At 40.7% G+C, this 14,266-nt stretch carries 15 protein-coding genes; 3 read left to right on the top strand and 12 right to left on the bottom strand.

Annotation, left to right across the window (positions count from 1 at the left end; all coding sequences use genetic code 11):
- Positions 1 to 128: 128 nt before the first annotated feature.
- Positions 129 to 557, bottom strand: a complete 429-nt coding sequence (locus UB32_RS04435) for a CBS domain-containing protein (RefSeq protein ID WP_128721489.1) — start codon at positions 555 to 557, stop codon at positions 129 to 131.
- A 236-nt stretch (positions 558 to 793) separates the two neighbouring features.
- Here UB32_RS04435 and UB32_RS04430 point away from each other — a divergent pair, with 236 nt between their 5' ends.
- Positions 794 to 1,153, top strand: coding sequence for a YugN family protein (locus UB32_RS04430; protein WP_044391545.1), 360 nt, complete (start codon positions 794 to 796; stop codon positions 1,151 to 1,153).
- 84 nt (positions 1,154 to 1,237) lie between these two features.
- Here the strand turns inward: UB32_RS04430 and UB32_RS04425 are convergent, their stop codons facing one another.
- Positions 1,238 to 1,588 (bottom strand): hypothetical protein, encoded by a 351-nt coding sequence (locus tag UB32_RS04425; RefSeq protein ID WP_044391544.1) that lies wholly within the window; start codon positions 1,586 to 1,588, stop codon positions 1,238 to 1,240.
- A gap of 215 nt (positions 1,589 to 1,803) precedes the next feature.
- Between UB32_RS04425 and ytvI the strand changes: the two genes are divergently transcribed.
- Positions 1,804 to 2,859, top strand: coding sequence for a sporulation integral membrane protein YtvI (gene ytvI / locus UB32_RS04420; protein WP_044391543.1), 1,056 nt, complete (start codon positions 1,804 to 1,806; stop codon positions 2,857 to 2,859).
- A gap of 57 nt (positions 2,860 to 2,916) precedes the next feature.
- On the opposite strand, the gene UB32_RS04415 is transcribed toward ytvI, so the two are convergent.
- The 8 genes from UB32_RS04415 to cyoE form a co-directional block, all read right to left on the bottom strand.
- The gene (locus tag UB32_RS04415) at positions 2,917 to 4,095 is read right to left on the bottom strand and encodes a GNAT family N-acetyltransferase (RefSeq protein ID WP_044391542.1); all 1,179 of its coding nucleotides are present in this window, start codon (positions 4,093 to 4,095) and stop codon (positions 2,917 to 2,919) included.
- A 61-nt stretch (positions 4,096 to 4,156) separates the two neighbouring features.
- The gene (locus UB32_RS04410; protein WP_044391541.1) at positions 4,157 to 4,621 is read right to left on the bottom strand and encodes a DUF420 domain-containing protein; all 465 of its coding nucleotides are present in this window, start codon (positions 4,619 to 4,621) and stop codon (positions 4,157 to 4,159) included.
- Positions 4,622 to 4,763: 142 nt separating this feature from the next.
- A complete protein-coding gene (gene ctaG / locus UB32_RS04405) occupies positions 4,764 to 5,675 on the bottom strand; it encodes a cytochrome c oxidase assembly factor CtaG (protein WP_044391540.1) in 912 nt (303 codons plus the stop codon).
- Between the two features lie 159 nt (positions 5,676 to 5,834).
- Positions 5,835 to 6,170, bottom strand: coding sequence for a cytochrome c oxidase subunit IVB (ctaF, locus tag UB32_RS04400; RefSeq protein ID WP_044391539.1), 336 nt, complete (start codon positions 6,168 to 6,170; stop codon positions 5,835 to 5,837).
- A 4-nt stretch (positions 6,171 to 6,174) separates the two neighbouring features.
- Positions 6,175 to 6,804 (bottom strand): cytochrome (ubi)quinol oxidase subunit III, encoded by a 630-nt coding sequence (locus UB32_RS04395; protein ID WP_044391538.1) that lies wholly within the window; start codon positions 6,802 to 6,804, stop codon positions 6,175 to 6,177.
- The gene (gene ctaD, locus UB32_RS04390) at positions 6,804 to 8,675 is read right to left on the bottom strand and encodes a cytochrome c oxidase subunit I (protein WP_044391536.1); all 1,872 of its coding nucleotides are present in this window, start codon (positions 8,673 to 8,675) and stop codon (positions 6,804 to 6,806) included. The genes UB32_RS04395 and ctaD overlap by 1 nt, the downstream gene beginning before the upstream one ends.
- A gap of 31 nt (positions 8,676 to 8,706) precedes the next feature.
- The gene (gene coxB, locus UB32_RS04385) at positions 8,707 to 9,780 is read right to left on the bottom strand and encodes a cytochrome c oxidase subunit II (RefSeq protein WP_044391534.1); all 1,074 of its coding nucleotides are present in this window, start codon (positions 9,778 to 9,780) and stop codon (positions 8,707 to 8,709) included.
- A gap of 98 nt (positions 9,781 to 9,878) precedes the next feature.
- On the bottom strand, positions 9,879 to 10,802 hold the full coding sequence (gene cyoE / locus UB32_RS04380; protein ID WP_044391532.1) for a heme o synthase: 924 nt from the start codon (positions 10,800 to 10,802) through the stop codon (positions 9,879 to 9,881).
- A gap of 599 nt (positions 10,803 to 11,401) precedes the next feature.
- Here cyoE and UB32_RS04375 point away from each other — a divergent pair.
- On the top strand, positions 11,402 to 12,358 hold the full coding sequence (locus tag UB32_RS04375; protein ID WP_044391530.1) for a COX15/CtaA family protein: 957 nt from the start codon (positions 11,402 to 11,404) through the stop codon (positions 12,356 to 12,358).
- 43 nt (positions 12,359 to 12,401) lie between these two features.
- Here UB32_RS04375 and UB32_RS04370 read toward each other — a convergent pair whose 3' ends face one another.
- Together UB32_RS04370 and UB32_RS04365 are read right to left on the bottom strand one after the other, a co-directional pair.
- Positions 12,402 to 13,610: an FtsW/RodA/SpoVE family cell cycle protein gene (locus UB32_RS04370; RefSeq protein ID WP_044391528.1), complete on the bottom strand. Its 1,209-nt coding sequence runs from the start codon at positions 13,608 to 13,610 to the stop codon at positions 12,402 to 12,404.
- Between the two features lie 150 nt (positions 13,611 to 13,760).
- Positions 13,761 to 14,042, bottom strand: coding sequence for a YlaN family protein (locus UB32_RS04365; protein ID WP_044391526.1), 282 nt, complete (start codon positions 14,040 to 14,042; stop codon positions 13,761 to 13,763).
- Positions 14,043 to 14,266 lie beyond the last annotated feature (224 nt).

Raw genomic sequence — 14,266 nt, 5'->3', positions numbered from 1 at the left:
ACAAAAAAGATTCGTTTAAGAATATTTGGCTCCATGCCTCGATTTTCCCGCAATTACAAAAAAGGGTAAATATATAAATTCTGATATCATAAGAAAAAGCACCCGTGACAGTGGGTGCTTTTTCCTTACTATTGGATGTGATTTTCGGATTCTGAGATTTCGGTTAATGCATAACGAGCTTGATCGTCTGTCATCTCATCGACAGCAAAATCACCAAGTGCCACTATTCCTACCAATTTATCTCCTTCGACCACAGGGAGCCTTCTGATCTGGTGTTTCGCCATTAGGCTGGCAGCTTCTGTCGTGGACATATCGGGTGTAGCTGTAACAAGATGGTCACTCATAACCCTTTCCACCTTTGAGGAAGGTGGATGTTTTTCTGCTATCCCTCTAATGACGATATCACGGTCGGTAATCATCCCTGCCAGTTTATCATGATCAACAATTGGAATCGCTCCTACATCGAGTTCCTTCATCTTCACTGCTACTTCGAATACATTATCCAGCAAGGTACAAGTTTCTACATCGCTCGTCATAATATCACGGATTTTACGCACGGCTATTTTCCTCCTTTTTCGTTCAGATTAACCTGATCGTTATTATGGTTGCCGTGATTTAGCTATTTATGCCAAAAAAATTAGATTTTAAAAGATCCTATATTGAAAAAACGCAGGAAAGATGGAAAAATGCTTTATATTCATTGCAACTTAAACATATTTTTACTATTATTAAAATGGAGATATACCAAATTATAGCGCGATTCGCTTTCCATTGGTTATTAGGAGGGAACAGGATGAAATTTGAAAATACAGGTATTGAAAATCTTAAAGCGGACTTGAACCGACTCGATGAGCTTATGCTCGACTATGGTCTTGTTCGTGAGGGACAATGGGATTACGAGCGAGTAACTTATGACAAGAAGCTCGTCATCAAGGAAGGTACATATTATCTACGTGTCCAGGGTTATGCACACGAGGGTGATGTTGGAGCACACAAAGCAATCATTCAGCTGATGACTCCTTTGCTCGGCAAACATTATTATCCACACGGTATGGAATATGGGGAAGGGGAACACTTTCCAAAATCATTGGTTAACCAGTGTGAAAAACTTCTGAAGGAAGTAAAAGCAGAAATCGAAAAATTTGCTATTTAGAAAGAAAAGTGCAAGCCTTGTCATTCCAGAAGTTCGACGATTCTCTAAGAATTTTATGCTTGTTATCTCACAAAAAAGGTGCATTTATTGCGTCTTTTTTGCTTTTACACCAGTAACGATCACATCAATTTTTCGCGGCAATAAAGAAGTATAAAGAATAATTTCCTCAGCTATGCAGCGCTGAAGCTCCATTGCACTATGATAGACGGATTGCTCCCCTAGCATAGCTTGGACAAACACTTTTATTGTCACTTTTCCTTGTTCTAGCTCACAGCTGACTCCTTTGTCACTAAAAGCACCTTTTCGAAATACAGGTATTTGAATGGCAGAATGTTGCTGCCACCCCGTTTCATGAATGTTTGCATGGACGATGGCAAAAATTGCCTGGCTTACATCACCAAATTGAGCTGGAAGGATGTTCTCTGAAATCTTCATTGCCTCACCCCTAGATAGTTAGGTTATCGAACATAGTGTTAGCCGTATCGATCATTTTTTCAACAGCAGTCCGTTTATGTCCTTATAATAGTTAAAAATGCATGAGCAAACTGTTGTTTCTTATAGTAAATGCATACTATAATTTAAATGTTAAGGAATTTTGTTGATTTGACCAAATCTGAATGACTCCACACGAGTTTAGAAAGGAGCTCCAATTGTCCGGTATTCTCACAAAACGTACGGTAATTATCACTTTTATCACTATCTTTGTAGCAGCCATTCTTTTTATTATCATTCCTGTGTCGATTCCGTTAATCGCTGCATTGATCACCGCCCTCTTTCTTGAGCCGGCAGTGGTGTATTTTCAGAAAAAGTTTGCGAGCAGCAGACGGCTGGCTGTACTGATCATTTTCCTTCTATTTTTCTTTCTTATTTTAGTTATGGGCTATTTCCTTACAACGACGGCAATAACAAAGGCAATTGATCTTATAAATAATACACCAGTCTATATTAATGATATTACCAATGCCTGGTATATGGTCGAAAACAAATTCGTGGAAGCTGCGAACGACCTTCCCGCAGAGGTGATCATGGAAATTAGCAACAGAGCCGAGGACTTTGTTAATAATCTCAAAAATGACATGATCGCTTTTATTAATATAAATAATTTAAAAGTATTGTTGACTTATATTCCGAATTTTCTGATCAGTTTTCTTGTTTATTTAATTGCCTTGTACCTGTTCTTGCTGGAACTGCCTTCCTTACGAAAAAATGTCTATACTCACTTAACAGAAAAAACAGCGGATAAAGTTCATTTCATGACGTCGCGGCTTTCCTATGTTGTATTCGGATATATTAAAGCCCAATTCTTAGTCAGTGTGATTATTTTCACCGTTGCCTTGATTGGGTTGCTTTTTCTCACACCAAAATATGCTATTATCATGTCAGCGATCATCTGGATTATCGATTTCTTCCCGCTAATTGGCTCAATCGTCATCCTTGCACCTTGGTCTATTTTCCACCTTGCGACTGGAAATATCGCACTTGGGGTCCAACTTGCTGTTTTAGCCGCAACCTTACTGATCATCAGACGGTTAGTTGAACCAAAGGTGGGCGGTCAAATCGGACTGTCTCCCTTGGCTATATTAATTGCCCTGTACCTTGGATTAAAGCTTTTTGGTTTCATAGGCTTAATCACCGGTCCGCTTCTTGTGATCGGTTTTAATTCGGCGAAAGAAGCAGGGATCATTAAATGGAAATTTAAAATTTAAACACGTAAAAACCCGGAAGTCAACACACCGGGTTTTCCTGTTTTCTATTGTAAATCGTTAAAAGAAATCATAAAAGAGTGGTTTGAAGGCCGGGATGAGCTTCTCAAGCTCATCCACTTCTTCCCAATCTCCTTTTATAAGTTCCAATTCGTTCAATTCGTAAGGCCGCTTATAACCGAATAATATTGCCGTTAAAGAATTGATGTTCATTTGCAATCCGCGTTTTGGAGCCGTGAGACAGGAAGCCCCTTCTTTCACCGGATAAAACTTGATGCCTTGATTGCTTAGCAAATAAGTGCCATTATTCCAGGGAGCAGCGCTGTCATCGAGGTGAATGAAAACTTTTTTGTCGATATCACTAAACAAAAAGGGATAGCTGGACAGTGCCTCTTCGGCATTAACGATCCTCCCCATAAAATAGGGCGTAATCTCTGTTTTAAGCATAGGCTCTTTTAAAAAATACGGAAACGGATCATGAACGGATACCTTCAATTCCACTTTGTCCACCATAGAATCATGCTGGCAGACAAAGTTCCAAAGGCCTTTTCTCGCTTCATTGGTTAAGGAAACATATTCCTCCACCTTCATGATCTTATCCTTAACCTCGTAGATGAGGTAACCGGCTGGGACATTGGTTGAATCGTAATAGACAGCGGCAAAATTAGAGCCATATACACTCGATTTCCACCAATCAATATCACGTGCTAACATACCGCTATGCATAGCGGCATACTGACGATATACTGTTTCGATATCAAGAGTATGATCCTTCTCGGTATGGCGACCAATTTTTCCAGGCTGGATATCCAACGGCTTTAAATGGACCTTTTCCACTGTCACTTTCTTGTTATCAGAAATAATTTCCCAGCCAAACCTTCTGTAAAAATCGATTTGGAAAGGATGAAGGAAAGAAACAAGACTCCCATCTTGGTTCATATCTGCCAGCGCCCTTTTCAACAGGGCATTTACATGCCCTTTGCGCCGGTATTCAGGATAGGTAGCCACACCGGCGATTCCGCCCATTTTCCACTCTGTTTTTCCCAGCAATACCTTCAGAGAAAGAATATGCAGTTTGGATGCTAGCTCTTCTCCTTCGAAAATCCCTAACAACCGATGTTTTTTCAACTTTTCCAGCCTTTTTGGAATATCACTTTCCGGCACACTGTACTGAAAAGCATACTCGGATAATTTGATTGATTGCAGATAATCATCTGATGTTAAAACTTTTATCTCCATGCAATTGGATCCCCTTTCTGTCACTTGATAGGTTGCTTCGGACAGCTTTGTCGAGAATTCCCTAAGTTCCGAGAATCGCTTTGATGACTGAAGTAGTTTCTCCGCCCTTATAAAATACATAAAGAAGCAGATATACAGCTACACCTGTGATACCGGTAAAAAACCAGGTAACACTTGTTATCGGACCAAATTTCCGATGGCGCTCTAGTTTATTCTTGTATCCTGAGTAAAGAGAGATGATTCCAAGCACTGCTCCAGTTGTTGCAAGTGAAATATGGAAAATCAAAAATAAGGTATAATAGATCTTGATATCAGCTGGTCCACCAAAAGATGTGTTACCAATGAAAATCGTTCTTGTAGCGTAAATGACAAAAAAGATCGTCGCAAATATTCCTGCAAGGGTCATTGTCACACGATGTTTATCAATTTTTTTTTGTTTTATCTGTACCCAGCCTATTGCCACTGTAATGGCGCTGAGGACAATAAAGGTCGTGCTGATCGTAGGTAAAATTGGTAAATTCAACATTTCATTTCCCTCTCCATTCGTATTTCTCCATACAGTTAATTTTATGGGACATTCCCCTATTTTTCAATCTTTGATTACCTAAATCACAGGAAAAGCACTAAAAGAAAAGCTTCCTCTCCTAAAGGAAGCTTTTCCAATTCATTTATTTTAAAGGCTGTGGAGCGCTGGCAAAATTGATGGCATCCTGTTCAGCTTGTCGTGCCTCTTCATTCCGGAACCACTGGAAGAATGCATATCCGAGGAAAATACCATACACGATTTCCTGGATTACCTTCATGATGACCCCGCCAAGCTGTTGGTCATGCAAAAGCGAAATAGAACTGAAAGTTTCTGGTCCGCTGAGATTTAAACTCGATAGAGTGGACGGCGGTACACATAATTTCAATGCTTCTCCCCATGCATTCGGATCTGAAAAAGTAGCATACATTGGTGTGTCTGCAAAAATAATTAATGCACAAGCCGGGGTAATCAATACACCGTCCGCAAAGATATAGCCCATTTTTTTCACGCCCGATAATGTTTGATACTCCTCTAGTTTATTGACCAGAGGCCACCACATGAACATGGCCAGTACAAAAAGCACGGATGTATAGCCGGCATGCAGCCAAACATTCGTTTTGACAAAATCAAAAATCAGTGGAATATGGTAAATAGAGAATACTCCATTAAACATAATCAAGGCAATCAACGGCTTGGTGAAAAAGCGCACCAAAGGCTCGACTGCCGGCAGGGAAAGCAGGGAACGCCATAGCCAATCAGGCAGACCGAAAATCAACAGGGGCGGTACCACAAGAAAAAGGACAGCCATCTGGATCATGTGCATGTAAAACGTAATATGGGCCATTAAATCGACAGGTGATCCCTTAATGGTATACAGCACAATAATGGCAGATGTAAAATAAGCCGCCTGTTGCCATGTAGCCTTCGTTCCTTCTTTAAATCGGCGATAATATTTGAATACCAACAAGTAATAAGCAACTAATAGAGCGGAAAGCACCATAAACAAATCCGGACTCCACATGGCCCTGAACCCAAATATTTCTAGAGTAAGCATTCTGGTTTCACCTCGTCCTGTTTTCTAACTTTTCTTACATTATACTTCCATCAGGTATGCAACATCAATGAATCAGTACTTTCATAATTCCCTTACAAGCGACACTTAAAGAAAAAATCGACTAAAACAGCCGATTTTTCTTCAAATGATTCTTATGGCTTACCACCAGATTATGGTACTGAATGCTAAGATTGTAACGGCACCTACTAAGACACCAGAATACAGGAATAATGAAGGTGCTTCATGTCCTTTGTGACTCATGTGCATAAAATAGTAGAGCTGGAAAATCACCTGAATGACAGCAAGCAAAATGATGAATGGAACGGTGAACCAGCCAGAAAATCCTTCATATCCAACTGCCACAAAGGAAACAATTGTCAGAAAAATCATCAATGTAAAAGAAACAATTTGATATCTCATTTCTTCAGCATTTTTTTTGCGCCGATATTCAGTGTCTACACTTGGGTTCCCTGAACTTGATTGTTGATTAGCCATCAGTTTATCCCACCATTCCCATCAGATATACAACCGTAAAGATGAATACCCATACAACGTCGATGAAGTGCCAGTAGAGACTAGCAACATAAAACTTAGGCGCGTTGTATAGATTCAACCCACGTTTGGAATTACGGATCATCAATGTTGTGATCCACAGCAGTCCAAATGCTACGTGACCTCCATGAAAACCAACCAGCGTATAGAAGGCCGACCCGAAAGCACTGCTAGTGAAGGTGTGGCCAAATTGATGTACATAGTGGTTGAATTCATAAATTTCAAGGCCGAGGAAGGCGGCACCAAGAGCTACTGTTAAACCTAACCAAAGCTGCATTTTTTTAAATTGAAAATTCTTCATGTGATACATCGCATATACACTTGTCAAAGAACTCGTTAAAAGCAGCATCGTTGCAGCAAAAGCAAGTGGTATTTCAAAGAGATCTTTAGCTAATGCATGGTCTGCACTAGGCACCTTATCTTTCAACGCCAGATAGGTCGCAAATAAAGTTGCGAACAAAACTGTTTCTCCACCAAGGAAGAACCAAAAGCCCAAAAATTTGTTTTTTGCTTCGAGGGTTGCTTTTTCAGGCTCGGCAGGCCATGTTTCATACGTGAATCTTTCTTCAGCTTGCATTATGCCTTTACCCCCTTATCTTTATCATCATCTATTAAGTCTTCTTTATGAATATGGAAGCCATGATCATCTTTAATCGAACGGACAAACATTGCTCCCAATGTCACGGCCATGCCAAGAATCAGTACTGGCAAGCCCCAGCTCGTTTCTGCATGGTACATTGTTCCAAATGCTGCAATGAAAAGTCCAAGCACAAGTACGAATGGAATAAAGGAGTTGTTTGGCATATGAATATCGCCAATTGGTTCTGCTGGCGTCATCCCTTTTTTGCCTTCCATTTTTTCCAGCCAATAAGCATCCAAGCCACGAACTAATGGCAGCTGTTTAAAATTATAGAATGGCGGTGGGGATGCAATAGCCCACTCAAGGGTACGGCCATCACCCCATGGATCATTGCCAACCTTTTCGTTTTTAACAGTTGTTGTGACAACGTTGACCAGCAGGACCAATACAGCAACTCCCATCAATGCCGCTCCAATGGAACTGACGAGGTTTCCTGTTTCCAGTCCCTGTCCAGGAAGGAATGTGAAGATACGCCGTGGCATACCCATCAATCCCAGGAAGTGCTGGATGAAGAATGTTAAATGGAAACCAATCAGGAATAACCAGAAAGTGATTTTCCCAAGCGTTTCGTTTAGCATAGTACCGAACATTTTCGGCCAGTAAAGGTGTGCACCTGCAAACAGTGCGAATACTACCCCGCCTACAATAACATAATGGAAGTGAGCGACAACGAAATAGGTATCATGGTACTGATAATCAGCCGCAGCTGTTGCAAGCATGACACCAGTTACACCACCTGCTACGAATGATGGGATAAATGCTACAGCCCAGAGCATTGGCGTCGAGAACTTGATGCTTCCCCCCCACATTGTAAATAGCCAGTTAAAAATCTTGATGCCAGTTGGCACAGCAATCGCCATGGTTGCTACCGCAAAAATGGCGTTTGCGATCGGTCCAAGACCTGTTGTAAACATATGGTGAGCCCATACCATGAAACCTAGAAAACCAATCAAAATGGTTGCAAATACCATGGAAGAGTAACCAAAAAGCCGTTTTCTAGAGAAGATTGCGAATATCTCAGAGAAAATACCGAAAGCCGGCAAAATTAAGATATAAACTTCCGGATGACCAAAGATCCAGAAAAGGTGTTCCCAGATAATCGTGTTCCCACCGTTTGCTACATTAAAGAAATTAGAACCGAACATGCGGTCAAAAATCAATAAAAATAGGCCTACTGTCAAAGGAGGAAATGCAAACAAAATCAGTGCAGATGTCACAAATGTAGCCCAAGTGAACATCGGCATTCTCATATAAGTCATCCCCGGAGCGCGCATGTTAATAATCGTAACGAGGAAATTGATCCCTCCTATAAGTGTTCCCATACCGGAAATCTGCAAACCTAGCGCATAGAAGTCGATCCCATGCGTTGTAGATGTTAAGGATAAGGATGCATAAGAAGTCCAGCCAGCATCAGGAGCTCCTCCCAAGAACCATGAAAGGTTCAGGAATACTCCGCCGAAGAAAAACAACCAAAATCCTAAAGAGTTCAAGAATGGGAACGCAACGTCACGCGCACCAATTTGTAGCGGCATAACAGCATTCATGAATGCAAATACTAGCGGCATAGCTGCAAGGAAGATCATCGTCGTTCCGTGCATTGTCAGAATTTCATTATAGAATCCTGCGCTAACAAAGTCGTTATTCGGCACAGCTAGCTGGATTCGGATAAATAGCGCTTCTAGCCCTCCAAGAAGGAAGAAGAATCCACCAGCGATAAGATAAAGGATAGCAATTTTCTTGTGGTCAACTGTTGTCAGGTAATCCCACAATGTTGCGCCAAATCCTTTTTTCTGAGCATAGGTACTCACAGTTTTACCTCCCTTTCAAACAAATTCCCTTTTATTTCTGAACCTTCAAGCCCATCAGATATTCAGCCACTGCGTCTAGTTCTTCTGAAGAAAGTTGTGGATACTTTCCAGTCATCTTATTCCCTGGCTTATATGCCTCTGGGTCTTCAATCCATTTCTTTACATTTTCCGCAGAATGATCAAGAATACCAGCAACACGGGAACGGTCACCAAAGTTAGTCAGGTTAGGACCAACACGTGCTGCTTCGGGAGCCGTGTTTGCAGGAGTTACAGCGTGACATCCAATACAGCTGTTATTGAAGATTTCCTGTCCTTGCTGAGCACTTGCTGTTTCAGCTTTAGCAGGTTCTTTCACTGCTTTCATGCTTGCAACCCATTGATCGAATTCATCACGTGGCAGTGTCTTTACTTTAAAGTCCATCAATGCGTGTGAAGGGCCACATAACTCAGCGCATTTTCCGTAGAAAAGGCCACCTGCTTCATCTGCTGCCTTACTGTCAAATTCAAGCCAGAATTTATTAACATTCTCGGTGTTTGTATCCATCTTTCCTCCGATTGCAGGAATCCAGAAAGAGTGCTTTACATCGGATGCCTTCAGGTTAAAGTAAACCTTTTCATCTGTTGGCACGACCATTTCTTGACTAGTGATAATTCCTTCATTTGGATATTCAAATTCCCACCAATACAGACTTGCACGGACATTGACTACTAGCGCATCTGTTTTACCATCTGCGTTTTTCTTGTCCATTGGAGACACATCCGCTAACTTGAAAGTTTGAGCCACAGTTGGAACAGCTAAAATTAAAAGCAATAAGATCGGAATAACAGTCCAAAGGATCTCCAGTTTGTGGCTGCCTTCAACCTGCTTTGGAATTTCGTTGTCATTTTTCCTGCGGAATTTTATGACAACATAAATAAAGATAATTGTGACGACTGCAATTACTCCCACCATAATTGCCGTGCTCAACAACATGAGTTCATACTGAGATTGAGCAACCTCTCCTGCAGGTCTTAACGCAGACAAGTATGGCTTACCACAGCCTGACAAGACTAATGCTATCAATGCAAACAAGGATAGCAGACGCCATTTAGCAAGCATCTTCATAGCTAATTTAAACCCCACTTTCATAAAAATTTTATTTAATTTGGTTTATAAATATATGGAAAAATCCTCGCTTAAAAGAGAGAATCTCCTAACGAAGGTTAGATGAGTGTGACAATTACCATAGCGACAAATAGCACCGTTAAGTATTGTAAAGAATATACAAACATCAGTTTTGCCCATTTGATATCATCTTTAAGCTTTTCCAGATAGATCCCCAACACAATCCATCCTACATTCAGGGTAGTTGCCAGAATCAAAAATGAGATTCCAAGCTCCTGGAGGAAAAACGGCAATGGCAATAAAGCTGCGATCCAAAGGTAAATGGATTTCTTTGTCGCTTTGAATCCCTTTACGACAGGAAGCATCGGGATACCAGCGGCGCGATATTCTTCTGCTCTTCTCATGGCTAGAGCATAGAAATGAGGAGGCTGCCAAACAAAAACGATGGCAAAAAGCATCCAAGCCATTAAATCAAGGTTGGCATCGATTGCCGCCCAGCCAATTAACGGTGGTATCGCACCTGAAATACTCCCGACTATTGTGTTGGAAACATATTGTCGCTTTGACCACAAAGTATAAAGCACTACATAACTAAAAACTCCAAACAAGCCGATAACAGCAGCAGTTATCGTAGTCGTAAACAAAAATGCAGTACCGATTCCGATCAGCAGGAAACTCATCAGCGCCACTTTACCTGGCTGGAATTTTCCGGTAACCGTTGGACGGTCTTTTGTCCGCTCCATCAAATGGTCGATATCTCGATCAATATAGTTATTCAGGCTGCATGAACCGGCAACGATTAAGGATGAACCGATCAGAGTCGCAAAAATTAAATCAATATTATCCAGGAAACGGGCGCCACTAAAATGAATGGCAAGCCATAATCCAGTAAAAGTGGTCATTGCATTAGAATTAACAATGCCTACTTTAATAAGCGCAAGAAAGTCTTTCAGCAGTGTCTTCTCCACAGCTGGCTGTCCGCTCTTCAAAACAGCTTCTGATAAAGCTTTCGAATTAGACATCCATATCCTCCTCCATCCCCTTTTCTTCCAAATTCCAGCTGCGAATTTTTCTCAAAAAGAAGCGTATTGTTAACTTACTATTCCAAATAGTTTTCACTATTATCAACGTGTTAAGACTGTTAAATGTTTGTGTAGAAAAATAAACCCTTTATTGTCTATTAAATCACACTTCACCCCTTTTTTGTGAACTTTTTTTGAATAAAGCATGACTAATTTGTGTCCTACCGCCATTATCCATAAAGTTTATTTTTATTGCAAGGAATTTTACCTACACTTGGAATGGTTAGCAATTAGGCTATAAATACCTGTGATTGCCTATTCTTGGATAATATTCTTAACGTAGGCAAACACCTGTTGTTAGGTACCCTTTTCGGCGCTAATTACACTCTTCCTATACAAGCCGCAAAAGCTGCCAGAATATCGGTATTGATAAAAACCTTTCTATTGTGTAGTATCTAAAGTATTGTTTTCTATTCTTTTTCACGAAACTTCGTTATTATTGAAATAGAATTTTAAATAGTTCGGCAAGTTACTTTCATTATACATGTCAAATGTATTTTTTGACAATTCATCAAACTTTGAATGAGCAGGTGATGATCATGAATCGTTTCCTCAAGTGGCTGGCTGTCTTAACCACAATCGGGATGCTATTTGTATTACTCGGGGGAGCACTGGTAACCAAAACGGAATCCGGAATGGGATGTGGAAGATCCTGGCCGCTTTGCAATGGGGAATTAGTCCCGACAGATATAACACCAGCGTTGGTCATTGAGCTAGCACACAGAGTGATATCTGGAAGTGTCGGCTTCATGGTACTGATTTTATCGATCTGGACATGGAAAACGATCGGACATATCCGCGAAACGAAATTTCTGGCCATTTTATCCTTTTTCTTTTTAGTACTGCAGGCCTTGATCGGCGCAGCAGCTGTTGTCTGGGGACAATCCGGTTTTGTTCTTGCCCTCCATTTTGGCATTTCGCTCATTTCTTTTGCATCTGTTTTATTGTTGACCTTACTTATCTTTGAGGTTGATAAAAAGTTTGCGGCAGAAAAATTAGTGATTGATAAAAGAATGAGATTCCATATTATCGGACTGTCCGTCTACAGTTATCTTGTCGTTTACACCGGTGCCCTAGTCAGACATACGCACGCTAGCCTTGTTTGTAAGGATTGGCCATTGTGTACCAATGGTGGTTCCTTCCTTCCTGCCAATATATACGAATGGGTACAGATGGGCCACAGAGCTGCCGCGGGATTCATTTTTGTATGGATCGCGTATGTAACCTATATTACCGTAAAACATTACCAGCATGAAAGAGTACTTTACTGGGGATGGATTATTTCCATGATCCTCGTTTCTTTGCAGGTTATTGCCGGTGCTTTAATTATCTATACAAGATTGAATTTGTATATTGCGCTTGGACACGCCTTCTTTATCTCAATGTTGTTTGGTGTATTCAGTTACTTCCTGCTGCTAGTTTCCCGAAGCAAGAAGAATGAACAAGGAGCTCAAAAACATTCTGTCATCGACTTATCGCCAGCATCCGTAAAATAAAAAGCTGCAGCCAAAGCTGCAGCTTTTTATTTTGTTTATTTCATTATGTCCTGAACTTAAAGGTATTCTGGTTTCCCATTGCAGCGGAAGGTTTCTGCTGGGATACTTTGTCTTTCTTGTGTTTTTCTTCATAATGAACAAACATGGAGATATTGACTAAAATACCGGTCGCGATTGCGAGCTGAATCATCGAAGAACCTCCATAACTGACAAAAGGCAGCGGCACCCCTGTTAACGGGATGACACCAGACGCACCACCCAGATTGACAAATGACTGGATCCCAATCATGCTCGAAATTCCAATGGCAAGCAAACTCCCGAAAGGATCTTTACATTTAAGACTTATATGGATGCCTTTTAAGACGATGAAAGCAAGGCTCAGCAATACGAAGCCTACCCCGAAAATTCCAAGTTCCTCAGAAATGATGGCAATGATGAAATCAGTGTGCGGTTCAGGAAGATAGCCTAGCTTTTGCACACTTTCCCCAAGGCCAAGACCTTTTATCCCACCAGAACCAATTGCGTAGTATGAGTTGGCCAGATGGTAACCAGTATTTTGTTCATCCATAAACGGGTTGCTGTATGCCGTAAATCTGCCTATTCTTGTTTTGGAAAAAATTTCATCTTGCAGAAATATCACAAATGGAGCCAAGAATGCTAATCCGAAGAAAATCAGCTTAGTGATATTTTTTAGATTCATTCCAGAAGAAATGATAATTGTCGCTGCAATCGCAAAAATAATCGCCGCAGTACCGAAATCCGGCTGGATCGCAACCAGCATGCAAACCAAGATTAAATAAACAAGTGGCGGTACTACTCCCTTATTGAATTGGTTTATATATGCCTGTTTCTTAGCATAAACCGCCGATAGATAAATAATAACGCTCAATTTGGCAAATTCCGATGGCTGAAGGCTCCTTGCCCCAAGCTCAAACCAGCTTAACGCATTGTTCGTCACTTTCCCGAATAAAAACAATGCACTCAGTCCTACGAGGATAAAGGTGACCATCGGCAGCAATAGCCGAGTGCTTTTCATTGCCTTATAGGGGAATAACGCTGCAAGGATAAACAAAACAGCTGCTATTAATAAATTAAACTTTTGTTTTTGAAAGAAAAAATCACTTGGATAGTCATACCTTTGAATGGCGGTGACCATGCTGGCACTGTAAACCATGACCAGTCCGAACAAACATAAGAGCACGACAACAATGATCAATGAATAGTCATAGGATTTCAGTATTTTTTTAAACATTGTCTCTTCTCCATCTTCTAAGTTGTTTTATCTATTCTACTACAAGTTAAAAAATCCTGCCTTCCTTTAACGAAAAGTTATTAATTTTATCATTTCATAATTAACAAAAAAACTCAAACATCCGCCGAGGTTTGTTTGAGTTTTTTGGATTTATTTTTTTAACGAAGCTTCGTGTAAAATAGAAAGTTCTCTTTCCAACTGGGCAAGAATTACTTTCCCTTCTGAAACTTCGATTAAGCCGAGTCTCACTGCAAAGTCTATCTCTCTTGATAAACCGAACATTTGCGTATCTAAAACCTCTTCATAAAGAGGGCATTGAGGCATTGTCAGGTTATCCATTTGCACTTTGATCAGCCTTAAAATTTTATCAGCGTCAGCCTTTAATAAGGCATGGGCTCTTTCCTGATGGTTAATAATCATATCAGACGCCAATTTCATCCCCCCGTTTCCGAGCGATTACCCAATCCTTTAATAAAGTTTACCCTTATGCGGACAAAAATGCAAGAATATTAAGGATGTAGAATGAACGGAAATCTCTATCAGAAAAGCTTAAATGACTTTCCTTCCAATTATCGGTATAATGAGAAAAGCGCAAGCGCCTTGATCAGCCCCGACAAGCACTGGAGGGCCGCCCAATGAAGTCGTTCTTTGACTTC

This window comes from Mesobacillus subterraneus (assembly GCF_000934845.1).
Taxonomy (GTDB): Bacteria; Bacillota; Bacilli; order Bacillales; family Cytobacillaceae; genus Mesobacillus; species Mesobacillus stamsii.
The sequence above is the reverse complement of the archived record's forward strand: the minus strand, read 5'-3'. Positions and strand labels throughout refer to the sequence as shown.

What these genes read in the sequence shown, in the direction of transcription:
- UB32_RS04425 (WP_044391544.1), bottom strand. Translation starts at nt 1,588, where the DNA reads ATGAAGATTTCAGAGAACATCCTTCCAGCTCAATTTGGTGATGTAAGC.
- ctaF (WP_044391539.1), bottom strand. Translation starts at nt 6,170, where the DNA reads ATGGCTAATCAACAATCAAGTTCAGGGAACCCAAGTGTAGACACTGAA.
- ctaG (WP_044391540.1), bottom strand. Translation starts at nt 5,675, where the DNA reads ATGCTTACTCTAGAAATATTTGGGTTCAGGGCCATGTGGAGTCCGGAT.
- UB32_RS04410 (WP_044391541.1), bottom strand. Translation starts at nt 4,621, where the DNA reads ATGTTGAATTTACCAATTTTACCTACGATCAGCACGACCTTTATTGTC.
- UB32_RS04370 (WP_044391528.1), bottom strand. Translation starts at nt 13,610, where the DNA reads ATGTTTAAAAAAATACTGAAATCCTATGACTATTCATTGATCATTGTT.
- UB32_RS04375 (WP_044391530.1), top strand. Translation starts at nt 11,402, where the DNA reads ATGAATCGTTTCCTCAAGTGGCTGGCTGTCTTAACCACAATCGGGATG.
- UB32_RS04430 (WP_044391545.1), top strand. Translation starts at nt 794, where the DNA reads ATGAAATTTGAAAATACAGGTATTGAAAATCTTAAAGCGGACTTGAAC.
- coxB (WP_044391534.1), bottom strand. Translation starts at nt 9,780, where the DNA reads ATGAAGATGCTTGCTAAATGGCGTCTGCTATCCTTGTTTGCATTGATA.
- UB32_RS04415 (WP_044391542.1), bottom strand. Translation starts at nt 4,095, where the DNA reads ATGGAGATAAAAGTTTTAACATCAGATGATTATCTGCAATCAATCAAA.
- cyoE (WP_044391532.1), bottom strand. Translation starts at nt 10,802, where the DNA reads ATGTCTAATTCGAAAGCTTTATCAGAAGCTGTTTTGAAGAGCGGACAG.
- UB32_RS04395 (WP_044391538.1), bottom strand. Translation starts at nt 6,804, where the DNA reads ATGCAAGCTGAAGAAAGATTCACGTATGAAACATGGCCTGCCGAGCCT.